Source organism: Portibacter lacus, assembly GCF_021533215.1.
Lineage (GTDB): Bacteria > Bacteroidota > Bacteroidia > Chitinophagales > Saprospiraceae > Portibacter > Portibacter lacus.
Genome location: NZ_JAJNKA010000003.1, coordinates 447409 through 460487, shown reverse-complemented (window position 1 = coordinate 460487; position 13079 = coordinate 447409). Strand labels below are relative to the sequence as shown.

9 protein-coding genes are annotated in these 13079 nt (G+C 36.1%); 7 read left to right on the top strand and 2 right to left on the bottom strand.

The genetic code is table 11. From position 1 onward, the window contains the following. Window positions 1-17: 17 nt before the first annotated feature. Window positions 18-1001 carry a hypothetical protein gene (locus L2586_RS07035; protein WP_235292113.1) on the bottom strand — a complete coding sequence of 328 codons (984 nt, stop codon included), beginning with the start codon at window positions 999-1001 and terminating at the stop codon, window positions 18-20. 444 nt (window positions 1002-1445) lie between these two features. On the opposite strand from L2586_RS07035, the gene L2586_RS07030 reads away from it, so the two are divergent. The 3 genes from L2586_RS07030 to L2586_RS07020 all read left to right on the top strand — a co-directional run bounded on the left by L2586_RS07030 (window position 1446) and on the right by L2586_RS07020 (window position 6218). Further along, complete coding sequence (locus L2586_RS07030) at window positions 1446-2111, top strand: carboxypeptidase-like regulatory domain-containing protein (RefSeq protein ID WP_235292111.1); 666 nt, start codon at window positions 1446-1448, stop codon at window positions 2109-2111. Window positions 2112-2665: 554 nt separating this feature from the next. Then, window positions 2666-3619, top strand: a complete 954-nt coding sequence (gene metF / locus L2586_RS07025) for a methylenetetrahydrofolate reductase [NAD(P)H] (RefSeq protein WP_235292109.1) — start codon at window positions 2666-2668, stop codon at window positions 3617-3619. Window positions 3620-3698: 79 nt separating this feature from the next. Continuing rightward, the gene (locus tag L2586_RS07020; RefSeq protein WP_235292107.1) at window positions 3699-6218 is read left to right on the top strand and encodes a M14 family metallopeptidase; all 2520 of its coding nucleotides are present in this window, start codon (window positions 3699-3701) and stop codon (window positions 6216-6218) included. Here the strand turns inward: L2586_RS07020 and L2586_RS07015 are convergent. After that, window positions 6215-7207: a DUF2279 domain-containing protein gene (locus L2586_RS07015; RefSeq protein WP_235292106.1), complete on the bottom strand. Its 993-nt coding sequence runs from the start codon at window positions 7205-7207 to the stop codon at window positions 6215-6217. The genes L2586_RS07020 and L2586_RS07015 overlap by 4 nt on opposite strands. A gap of 113 nt (window positions 7208-7320) precedes the next feature. On the opposite strand from L2586_RS07015, the gene L2586_RS07010 reads away from it, so the two are divergent. From L2586_RS07010 to L2586_RS06995, 4 genes are all read left to right on the top strand, one after another. Next, entirely contained in the window at window positions 7321-8367 is a 1047-nt protein-coding gene (locus L2586_RS07010) for a PorP/SprF family type IX secretion system membrane protein (protein ID WP_235292104.1), read from the top strand. Between the two features lie 19 nt (window positions 8368-8386). Further along, a complete protein-coding gene (locus L2586_RS07005) occupies window positions 8387-10753 on the top strand; it encodes a DUF1573 domain-containing protein (protein WP_235292103.1) in 2367 nt (788 codons plus the stop codon). A gap of 13 nt (window positions 10754-10766) precedes the next feature. Continuing rightward, a complete protein-coding gene (gene pnuC, locus L2586_RS07000) occupies window positions 10767-11345 on the top strand; it encodes a nicotinamide riboside transporter PnuC (RefSeq protein ID WP_235292102.1) in 579 nt (192 codons plus the stop codon). 105 nt (window positions 11346-11450) lie between these two features. Continuing rightward, window positions 11451-13076 carry a Na(+)-translocating NADH-quinone reductase subunit A gene (locus L2586_RS06995; RefSeq protein ID WP_235292101.1) on the top strand — a complete coding sequence of 542 codons (1626 nt, stop codon included), beginning with the start codon at window positions 11451-11453 and terminating at the stop codon, window positions 13074-13076. Window positions 13077-13079: the final 3 nt, after the last annotated feature.

Below are 13079 nucleotides of genomic sequence, written 5' to 3'. Positions count from 1 at the left end.
TCATTTTAAGTTTATTATTACTCTGCAACAATAATTGCAGATCTTGTATCTTCTGTTTCGATTATTTGGTATCCATATCTAGATCCTTCGATCGGGTCTACTAATTGGAAAACAACACTTGTAGCTTTTTCGAAAGTAGGATTGTCTATAATAACATCCATGAATTGTCCAGTTGCGATTCCGATTCCCATGAATCCTTCTATTCCTTTTAATTGGAAGTCATCTTTTAAACCATTAGAACCGTTTTTGCTATTCCTGTTGATTAATAACTTTCTGTTATACCATCCAGTATATTCATCGGCAAACATCCAGTTATAGATTGCTTGTATGTGTGGAATTGCTATTTCATCTTCTCCGTTAGAAAGAAAAACACCATCATTCTTAACGTGTTCAGAGAATTCTATATTTCTATATCCTATTTTTTCTGCTGATGTATTCTTGTTAGAAGTACCAGTAGTCATTAAGTTTTGAGCTAATTTCTTAGAATCTTTACTTATGTTCTTATCAACTGCTTCCAGTGGAATTAATGAACTGAATTCTTTCGACTTTGAAATCGCATTAATAACTTCATTAATTAATACGAATGATTGCTTCTCAGTAGAGTAAGATAGAAAGTCAGCGTCTAGATGGATTGAACCTAAAGTTCCTTTATCTAAATTCAACTGCGCCTCCGTTTCAGCAAGTGCATTATTGAATGCTTTTTGAATTCCTACAGTGCTATTCATTTTTACTTGAAAGCCCTCTTTATCTGTGTTTTCATCCCAGTAGATATTCTTACTAGCCTTTAATAAAGGGTCTTGAGCATTTAGCTTTCGTAATTGAGAAACTGGTACAGATGTAATATAATTTTCTAAATGTCCATCAGGATATACATATTCTGTAATGATATATTTTTTATCTTGGTGTACTTTAGCATATCTTTTGATGACTGGTGAGTCAGATTGTGCATAGGTAAACACTATAAAAAGGACACTTAAAGCGAGGGTGTAACTCCACTTCATTATTTTGCAATTTAGTTGTTATAAAAATTTGAGCCGTTTAGGGTCTCACTATGTATGACTACATTTTTTCCCTATACCCTACATTTATTTTAAATATTTAAAAAACTTTCATGTGTTTGATAAGTAGGCGACAGATTGTACGTACATAATTATGATATATCGGGCCAGTATAATAATATTGACAGTCAGTGTATTAGGTACATGGAGGTGATGGGATTTGCTGTATTTATTAGGCCACAAAAAAAAATGAAAATAATTTAAATTAATTTTTCGGGTCATTGATATTTGAGGCTTATATTCAGAATATAGCTCATTTAAACCGGTTCGTTAAAACTTTGTTAAAGAAAGTAGAACTTCCATCGAAGCCTGTTTTAGAGCGTTACATGATATGTTATGAATAAATATTACTTTTGTTGATCACTATTTAATGGTTACATTTAATTAATGAAGAAGTTTATCTTAAAATTTGCGGTTTTAGTATTGTGCGTGTTTAGCACAGTGATCGTATTTGGACAAAAAAATCAAGACACCATTAAAGTGGTTCAGTTTTCAGGGCTTGTCGTAACAGAACAAGGAGGTGATGTTGTTCCATTACCATATACTAATATTGGTGTGAAAGGAACAAGTAGAGGTACGGTATCTGAAATCAATGGATTCTTCTCATTGGTAGGGAAAGTAGGAGAGACAGTTGTCTTTTCACATCTAGGGTATCAAACTGTAGAATTTTTAATACCGGATACCATTCGGAATAATATGTATTCGTTTATTCAGATTATGTCCCAGGATTCAATTCTTTTACCAACCGCTGTAATCTATCCATGGCCGAGTAGAGAATACTTTGATATTGAATTTCTTGCCATCGACGTTTCAGATGAAATGCAAGAACGTGCAAAAAGAAACTTAGCGTCTAACGCTTTGTCGAAGTTAAGAGAAACGGTTCCAGTAGATGGGACGGAAGCAGGAAATTTCTACTTAAAGGAACAGGCAGCAGCTACATACTCTGCCGGACAGTTTAAACCTCAGAAAATATTTGACTTAGTCGCTTGGTCTAAGTTTATAAAGGCATGGAAGCGGGGAGATTTTAAGCGGAAGAAGTCAGACGATAATTAATTGTAACTTTTTGTAAATCTAGTAATGCTGGCTTTTGATATGTCATTAAAGCAAAGCAGATCCTTAGTGAAGAAATAGCCGACCAAACTTTTCCTTTCGCTACCTTTCTCAATGATCGGATCACGGCCGTTGTAGGATTCTATTATTTCTTTCCCGCAAAATTTAAATCTAACTGATTCGGATCGAATAAAGATTGAATCACATGATATAAACTCATTTACCTCAAACGGTATATTTATTGCACGATCTTTATATTATGGTGGATGACGTCGTATTCTTCTTGTTTATACATAGGAGGTAATCTTAAATATGTATTAAATCCATTGTTATTAATTAGTAATCAATGCGAAGGAAATATAGGCTTGTTACGGGAAGAATTTTGGAAAGAAATAAATTAAGTATGAAACCGATACAGACTAAACTGCAACTTATACCACTAAATTTTTAAATTTGCCATCCAGAAATTAAATTTTAAAACTTGGCTTAATGTATATCCAACGTTTACATTGCCGAAATTGGATGCTCAGAGTTGCAGCTCTAAACAAAATAATAAAATGAAAGTTACCGAATATTTCGAGAAAGCGAAAGGAGAAACATTGACCTCATTTGAAGTTTTACCGCCACTTAAAGGGGGTAGTATGAAGTCAATTTTTGATACGCTGGATCCATTAATGGAGTTCAAGCCTCCTTTTGTAGATGTAACTTATCACAGAGAGGAGTTCATATATACAGAACGTAAATCAGGCTTCTTTGAAAAAGTTGCCATTCGGAAACGTCCAGGAACTGTAGGGATTTGTGCTGCATTAATGCACCGGTATGGCGTAGATGCAGTTCCGCACTTAATATGTGGTGGATTTACTAAGGAGAATACGGAAGATGCCTTGATCGATCTAAATTTCTTGAATATCAATAATGTGTTAGCGTTAAGAGGAGATGCAAGAAAGTTTGATAGCAAGTTTATTCCAGAAGAAGGAGGCCATTCCTATGCCGTTGATCTAGTAGAACAAATATCAAATATGAATAAAGGAATCTACCTTGATTCTAACATTGAAAATGGGAATAAGACTAACTTCTGCATAGGTGTAGCTGGATATCCTGAAAAGCAGTATGAGTCACCGAACATCGAAACAGATCTAAAGTATACGAAGGCTAAAATTGATGCTGGTGCTTCATATATTGTAACTCAGATGTTTTACGACAATGAGAAATATTTCGATTACGTGAAGAGATGTCGCGCTGCAGGTATTAATGTTCCGATCGTTCCAGGGTTAAAACCATTGACAAAAAAATATCAGATAAACGCTATCCCTCGTAATTTTTATATTAACCTTCCTGAAGCACTTTCCAAGGAATTGTTAAAAGCAAAAGATACAAGTCATGTCAAAGAAATCGGTATAGAATGGGCCATCCAACAGTCTAAAGAATTAAAAGCTGCCGGAGTTCCATGTTTGCATTATTATACCATGGGAGATTCAGATACGATCGTGAAAATTATAGAGAAAACATAGATTTGCTTTCAAGTAATTTTACAATCGCAATTACTAATTTTTGTTAACTTTAGTTTTTGTCATATTGTAAAATGATCTTATGAATTTTCACAAATTCGCAGTGTTGATAACAGGTTTGTTCGTATTGGCTTGTACTGCTCATGCACAGACTTTGCCTCCTAATGATTTTCTTCCTCATATTATAGGTGATGAATTTACACCACACCACTTATTAGTGGATTACATGTATCATGTTGCGGAGGAAAATGATAACGTATTAATTACAGAGTATGGTCGTACGAATCAAAAAAGACCATTACTGAATTTAGTGATATCTTCTCAAGAGAATATAGACAATATTGATAAAATAAGATTGAATAACTTACATCGTGCTGGGTTGCCAGAAGGAAAGTCTTTCCCTGAAGTTGATCACATCACAGTTGTCTGGTTAAGTTTTAGTGTGCATGGAAATGAAGCGGCAGGTTCTGAAAGTTCGATGCCTGTAATTTATGAATTAGTCACTGGCGCAAATCCTGAAGTTAAAAAGTGGCTTGAAAATACAGTTGTAATCTATGATCCTTCCATTAATCCAGATGGTTACTCTCGATACACACATTGGCACAGAAATGTAGCCGAGAAAAATAAAAACACAAGCGCGGAAGATAGAGAACACAGCGAACCATGGCCTGGAGGAAGAGTAAATCATTACTTGTTTGACTTAAATAGAGACTGGGCATGGCAGACACAGATAGAATCTCAACAAAGGATGAAAGTGTATAACATGTGGATGCCTCAGGTTCATGTTGATTTTCATGAAATGGGCTCCGAAAGTCCATATTACTTTGCTCCTGCAGCTGCTCCATTCCATAACTACATTACCAAGTGGCAAAATGATTTCCAGACAACAATAGGGAAGAATCATGCGAAATACTTCGATAAAAAAGGATGGTTGTATTTTACGAAGGAAGTTTTTGATTTGTTTTACCCAAGTTACGGTGATACCTATCCTATCTTTAATGGTGCAATAGGAATGACTTATGAGCAGGGAGGCGGACCTAGAGGTGGTCGTGCAATTGATATGGCGAATGGAGAAGTATTAACACTTCAAGACAGAGTTCAACATCATTATACAACGGCGCTTTCTACTATAGAGGCTGCTTCGAATAATGCTGATGAACTCATTAAAGAGTTTAAAAACTTCTATGCTCAGCCAGCACCTGGTCGATTTAAATCTTACATTATTAAAGGAGAGAATAGAGAAAAAGCAAATGAACTTGCAAGTCTTTTAGATAGACAAGGAATAAAATATATGTGGACATCTGCTGGTGGATCTGGCAAAGGATTCAACTTTCAGAGTGGTCGAGAAGGTACATTTAATATAGAGGAGCGTGATTTAGTAATTTCGACGGATCAGCCTAAGAAAACGCTTATTCAGGTACTTCTCGATCCAGAATCTGTATTGCAAGATTCACTAACGTATGATATTACAGCATGGGCACTACCTTATGCTTATGGTCTCCAAGCATATGCTAGTACTTCTATTATTCGAGCAGATTCGCTGAAGATGAAATCGGAAATGTCTGCTAAGGAAGATGATTATTATGCGATTGTTATTGGGTGGGAATCACTAGAAGATGCAAAGCTTATTGCTCAGCTGCATAAGAAAGAAGTGACCATGAGGTTATCTTCTATTCCTTTCTCCATAGAGGGAAAGAAATTTGATAGAAATAGTGTAATCATAACTAAAGCTGACAATAAATCCTATGCGAACAGTTTATTAAAACTGGTGAAAGACGCAGGAGCTGAAGCAGATGATTATAAAATTGTAAAAACTGGGTTTGCAGATTCAGGCGCTGACTTAGGATCTAGTAAAATGAGCTTGTTAAAAGAGCCAAAAGTATTAGTGCTTTCGGGAGAGAAAACTTCTCCTAACTCTTTCGGACAAGTGTGGCATTATTTTGAACAAGTGCTTGATTATCCATTAACGATAGTAGATTCAGATCGACTATCTAGGGTCGATATGAGCAAATATAACGTGCTCGTAATGACTGATGGTTGGTATGGGTTTTCTAGCAATGAGTTAGATGAAATAAAGGATTGGGTAAGAGATGGAGGCAAATTATTAAGTTTAGGTAGTGCGAATCGTAGTTTTGCAGATAAAGATGGCTTCGCACTCAAGGAATTTGCCACAGATGAAGAGAAAAAAGAAGTGGACGAAGAAAAGGAGCAAGCGGAATTAGTAGATCGATTCCACTCTTATGAAGGAGCGGAAAGAAGGCGTATTGTAAATAATGTGCCTGGTGCTATTTTCCAAGTTAATATGGACAAAACGCATCCACTTTCTTATGGGATTGGGGCTAAATACTATTCTCTTAAAACGAGTAGTTTGAATTATAGACCATTGAAAGGTGCATATAATGTGGGTGTTATTGCTAATGATGCATTGACGATTGGTTTCACTGGCTCAGAGGCTAAAAAGAAATTAATTGGCAGTGTGGATTATGCCGTAGAAAGTATGGGACGTGGATCGATAGTATATATGATCGATAATCCATTGTTTAGAGGATTTTGGAAGGAAGGGCAATTACTTTTTGCCAATGCTTTATTCCTAGTTGACTAAAAATGGATGATGTGAAATTTGATTTGCCCTAAGGTGTTAATCTCTATCGCAGGTCCTGGTATTTTGAAGATGTTAAGAATAGAAAGAAGTGAGTTCCAGTAATAATTGTCAATGGGTAATCGGGTAAGATCTACATCTAAGCCAATGAAGAATTGTCGGTATCTTGGGAACTCATCTAGGTGAAGTTCGAATGTATGCTGGTCTATTTCCCATTTGTTTTCATATCCTCCGAACATGTTTTCACTTCCAGTTCCCAAGGCAAGATTTAGCCATTTTGGAAATCGGCTTTCCTCTGGAAGAAAAGAATGAATATTGACACTGGCCCAGATGGTCTGCGCATTATAATCTTTTAAGAACCTTGCTGCGAAAGACGATCCAAATAAATTATCTGCTCTTTGTTCTAGACTGTTTGTAATTTCTCCATCCGTTGAAAGAATCGGCTGAGTTGAATAGGGACGATTATAGGAAGACACTTTAAAGTGAATTCGCTGTTCTTTCCAATACCATTGCTGGGCGACGAATGCACTAATTCCTGCAGTATTATACGCAATGTCGGGCACAGAAAATCCCCATTTACCTGAGAATCCATCCATCACTTCTATGGTACTTTGGAAAAGTGTACCGAGGATTGCACCTGTTAAAATTGATTTTTTTTCACTTAATCCTGTCCACTTAGCGCCTTGGTAGCAGAGGACACCTTGGAAGTAGGCAGTATAGAAGTGCCCCATCTTATCCATGTTATTCCATTCATTCCAGTCATTGAAAAAATGAAATGAGGTTTGGTCGTATTGGCGATACCATACGTTATATAGACCAACGGAAAAAGCAGAATATGTACTTGCTGCAAAAATAGTTGCTGTATTAAATCGTTTATGATTTAAAGTATCAGATGGAACGATAAAAGAGGATTGCCCAAATAGCCATTGACCTGAAAAACAAATAAAAACAACGATGACACTGTTTCTGATCGCTTTTGATTTAATGTTCAATTTTACTAAGGATTATGGATAAATTAATATTTTTACACCTTAAGTACGCATAATAAGTCAATTGCAGTCGGATTCCAAAAAAAAGATTATCTTTCGATCACTAATGAAAACATATGAAAATTAGAATTACCATAATATCATTTCTTTTTCTTTCAATAGGTCTACAAGCACAGGATATTCATTTTTCGATGTTCCAGATGGCGCCTATAGGTTTGAATCCAGCACTCGCGGGCTCATTCAGTGGTACAGCAAGAGTAGGAGGTGTTTATAGAATCCAAGATTTGATAGGAAGTTCGAATGCTGTTGCATCATCGAGAGGTTATGAAACATACACAGCATATTTAGATGCGCCAGTGATTCGTGGGATTAGAGAGCAGGATTGGGTAGGAATCGGATTGGCCTTGACATCGGATGTTGCTGGAATCGGAAATGTAAAGCAAACTGGAACGGCACAAGCTATATCTTACCATATGCCTTTAGGTAGAGGAGGGAAAAGCACGCTTTCTTTTGCTATTAATTCTGGGACAACTTCATTCAGTGTAAAAAAGGCAGACAATTTCTTATTTGAAACAGATCTATTAGGAATTGGGTCAGATCCTAAGTTAGCAGAATATCAAGATCCAGAAAATCAGAGCACGAAAGGTGATTTTGGTGGTGGAATTGCCTTTAAGTCTATAATAGATAAAGTATCTGCATATAGATTAGGCTTGTCAGCGGCACACGTGAATAGCCCACTTAAGAAGTTAGGAAGTGGAGGTGGACAGCGTACACCTGTAAGACTAACTGGATTTTTCGAATATGATAGACTATTGAATCCAAGAACTAGAATAATTCCAGCTGTTATCTTTCAAAATTTTGGGAGTAACGTAGAAGTAGCATTCCAAGCGTTAACTGGATATTATTTAGACCCTAAGAAAGATATTACAGTTTATGGAGGTTTAGGTGTTAGATCAAACACCCTTAATCCTCTGGACGCTATTCCTATTTACTTAGGTTTCGATATGAAAGACTTACAAGTAAGGCTGGCATTTGATACGACCATTTCTGGAAAATCTTATACAAATAGAGGCTTCGGAGCGTTAGAGTTAAGTGCGAATTACATTATGAAAATTTACAAAAGACCTAAAGTCGATCCGGCAGTATTTTGCCCAAGATTTTAGTCTAAGATAAAGCATGAATATGAAAAGTTATCTTAAGATAATTGCAATACTATTATTTCCCGTTTTCTTATTTGCACAACCTTTAAAAGAGGTGCCATTAAGATTTATGTTGGATGCAGCAGATGAAGCGTTAGACAATAATGATTATTATAACGCTTTAGATTGGTATGAGAAAGCATATAAAGAAGAGCGGAATAATGATCTTGCTATTTTAATTGCTGACCTCCACCTTCAGTTAAGAGATTATAAGAAAGCTGAAAGTTGGTACGGAAGAGTGCTGAAAAGAGATAAAGATCAGCTGTATATTGATGAGCGATTTTATTATGGAATAGCCTTGAAATCACTAGGGAAATATAATGATGCGTATGCAGAGTTCAAGTATTTCATTGATTCTTCGACTATGGAAGATCTGAAGCCTAGGGCCCAGTTAGAAATGGAAGGGATGTTAACGGCTAAAGAGCTAGAAGAGAATAATGATGTAGTTGTTAGACTGATTGATAAGAAAGTGAATTCAGGTGGTCCAGAGTTTGGAGCAGCCGAGTATCAAGATGGTACGCTCTATTTTTCATCGTTTCAGACTAATAAAGTCGTCGTGATGGATGGGAAGGAGGACGTTCCATTTGCTAAAATATACACCACAACAGAAACGGATAAAGGATATGATAAACCTAAGGCGTTGCCAGCAGCTATTAATAGGGAAGGCTACCATACTGGAAATGTGACGTTTACCTCAGATGGTAGAAAGATGTTTTTCACAAGAGCTACACTGCTAGGAGAGGAAGTAGTTACCTCAAAGCTATTTGTCAGTAACAAAAGTGATTCAGGGTGGTCGCCACCTCTAGAAGTAACGTCGTTAAATGGTGATTTTATAATAAAGCATCCTGCAACTGGTGAGCTTTATGGAAATGATGTTTTGTTTTTTTCTGCTGACATGGAAGGCGGAAATGGTGGGTTTGACCTTTATTATTCAACCATGAAAGGTGACGATTTAGCAAGCCCAGTTAATTTGGGAGAAACAATTAATACGAAAGAAAATGAAGAAACACCATTCTATTCAGATGGAGTGCTTTACTTCAGTTCTGATGGCTATCCAAGTTTAGGAGGTTTTGATATTTATTCGACTTCATGGAATGGATCTAATTGGAGTGAGGTAAAGAGTTTGGGATTAGGGTATAATTCTCCTTTGGATGATAAGTATTTTACAACATATAACCAAGGGAATAAAGGGTACTTGATTTCTAATAGACCTAATGAAAAGAAACGTAATCTGAAAAGTAAGACTTGTTGTGATGACATATATTCTTTCGGAATTAGACAGTTAATCATTGACTTAATTGCTCAGGCAGAAAATGAGGAAGGACCGATGAAAGGAGCTGAAGTTACTTTGGTGGATTTATCAGGAGAAGCAATTGATCCGATAACGAAGACGAATGAAACTCTAGATCAATATACATTTTTACTGGATTCAGATAAACCGTACAAATTGATCTTTAAGAAAGAAGGTTACTATCCAGATTCTTTAGAATTTAACACAGTTGGTATTTTAGATGATTTCACGATTAATAAAAAGAAGTTACTGAAACCGATACCTGTTATTCCAGTGGATACAACGAATGAAGTCACAGAAATTGTAACTATTAATCAGGCCATTAGGTTAGATAATATATACTATGACTTAGATGATGATAAAATACTTCCGGATGCTGAGAAGGATCTAGATGTATTATATGGTTTGTTAATTCAATACCCAGACATGGTTATAGAACTAGCTTCACACACAGATGCGCAAGGAGTTTCTACTTATAACAGAAAATTATCTTTAAGAAGAGCTGAATCTGCTAAAAGATACCTAGTGGGGCAGGGCATTGCGGAAGAGAGAATTCAGACAGTCGGATATGGAGAGGATCAAATTTTAAATAGATGTGTGAATGGCGTTAGATGTTCTGACGAAGAACATAGAGAAAATAGAAGAACGGAATTTAAAATTATAGAAGGTCCTCAGTCTATCGAGATCAAAAAAGAAGTCAAAAAGACGGAGCCAGTAAGTGGTCAGCAATCCTTTGGAGATTCTGTTCCAGAGATCAAAATTTACAATAATAATATTGATTTAGGAGAAGTAAAGAAAGGTGAGGTAAAGGAATTAGAATTTACCATAGAGAATGTTGGAAATGCAGATTTAGAAATTGAAATCATTACAACATGTCACTGTACAGAATTGGAGTATTCTAAAGAACCACTTGCACCTGGACAAATGGCAGTAATAAAAGCTAAGTATAATTCTGGATTAAAAGAAGAGCTTAGAGAATATAGAGAAGTGATCAATATTATTTCAAATGTCGAGCATATTGTAGATGAAGCAATATTCAAGGTGAAAGTTGTAGAGTGATTCGACTTAAAATATGATTGAAACATTATCTTCTTTTTCTTGGATAGAGTGGATAGGCCTAATTACAGGTGTTATTTATGTTGTGCTCTCCGCACAAAATAAAGTATCATGCTGGTATTTCGGAATTGTTAGTTGTGCATGTATTGCTTATCATGATTTCTTCGGAGGTATAAAATTGTACTCGGATGGAGTATTGCAGTTGTTTTACATTGTGATGGGTGTAGTTGGACTGCTAAAGTGGAGAGAGGTAAGTATTGATTTCAAAGCTGATTGGAAATCACATCTGATTTCAATAGTAGGCGGGAGTATCCTTTCAGTTCTCTATGGTTATCTTATGGGGAAGTTTTCAGACGCTAGTTTTCCAATGATAGACGCATTCACCACTGTTTTTAGCATTATCGCAACGATTTATTTAGTTAATCGTCAATTATCCGCTTGGATATATTTTGTCATTATAGATGCGGTGATGACTTATTTATTTTACGTAAGAGGCTGGGAGCTCTATGCTTTATTGTATCTAATATTCACTTTAGTAGCAATATATGCAGTATGGAATTGGACCAGGTTATTTAGAACTAATCTAAATAGCTAAATACTGGTAAATTGGATATAGGCATTAGCCTAAAAAATGAAAAGCTTTTTATCTTTGCGGTGAATTACGAAAAAGCTTTGAATTTAATAATTATAAGTATTGCAAATGAGAGTTTATAAACTCACCTTCCTTCTTGCACTAGTCATTTTTTCTCTTCCGGTTTCAGCACAATCTTCCAGTGGTAGTAACATGCTGTCTACATCTATTATAGTTGTGGGAATAGTTCTAGTGATTGGCCTAATTGTATCGTTAGCGGACAATTTAATGCAGATAGAGGCGAAAAAGAATAATCTTGATATATCGAAGGGACAATTTACATTGTTTCCAAGCCTCAGTAAATGGTTTGGAGCAAAAAAACCTGCTTCGATAAAAGATGCACCATATCATAATCTTACTAAAGGATTTGATGTGAAGATAGCTGGAAAAGCTTCTAAGGAAATTGCTATGGGAAATGCTAAAACATTTGCTATACTTCCACCTAATTTTAATGGCATGTCTCCGATACCGAAAGTTGAGGTAAATGTAGGTGATGAAGTTGCTGCAGGAGATGTTCTTTTCTATGACAAAAAGAGAGAAGGTATCAACTATGTAGCTCCTGTGTCAGGTGAGGTTATTGCAGTAAATAGAGGTGCAAAACGTTCTATTGCTTCAGTGGTTATCCTTGCAGATAAGGTGATCAAACACAAACAATTCGCTACACCTGATTTGTCTTCTGTAACAAGAGATGACTTAATCGCATTTTTGAAAATCAGTGGAGGTCTTACTTTATTGAATCAAAGACCATTTGATGTCATTCCAGATGATGATGTTGTTCCTGCGAATATATTCGTTTCGACTTTCGATACAGCACCATTAGCGCCAGACTATAGTTTTATAGCTGAAGATAATGCGGTTGCTTTTCAAGAAGGAATCAATGTGTTGAATTTATTGACAGATGGAAAAGTATATGTAGGGCTTGATGGAAGACCTGGAAAGGTTGTTTCAGATACCTTTAAGAATGTAACCAATGCAGAAGTGCATTACTTCAATGGTAAGCACCCAGCCGGAAATGTTGGAATTCAAATCCACCATATTGCACCGATTACAACGACTAGTAAAGTTTGGACAATCGGAGTTCAGGAATTAATTTCTCTTGGAAAATTATTCTTGACAGGAAAGTACGATGCTGAAAGAACCGTCGCTATAACAGGTACATCTTGTGCTAATCCTAAGTATGTGAAAACATATGTTGGAGCAAATATAGGAGAGTTAATAGCTGGGAATGTAGAAGGAGACAACAACAGAATCATATCAGGAGATCCACTTTCTGGAAGTAAAAAGTCTTCAGAAGGTTTCATGGATTACAGAGATGATCAAGTGACCATTATAGAAGAAGGAGATGAGTATGAATTATTCGGATGGTTACTACCAGTGTCACCAAGACCGAGTATGTCAGGAACATTCCCGAATGCATTGTTCTCAAATTTCGAATTTGAGCCTACTACGAATACACATGGTGAGCGAAGAGCATTCGTGATGACAGGTCAGTATGAGAAAACATTGCCGATGGATATCTATCCACAACATTTAATGAAAGCAATCCTAACTGGAGATATTGAGAAAATGGAAGGGTTAGGTATTAATGAACTTACAGAAGAAGATATTGCAATTTGTGAATTTGTATGTACTTCTAAGCAACCACTCCAAGCGATATTGAGAGATGGCTTAGATATGATGCAAGAACAGAGTTAAAAA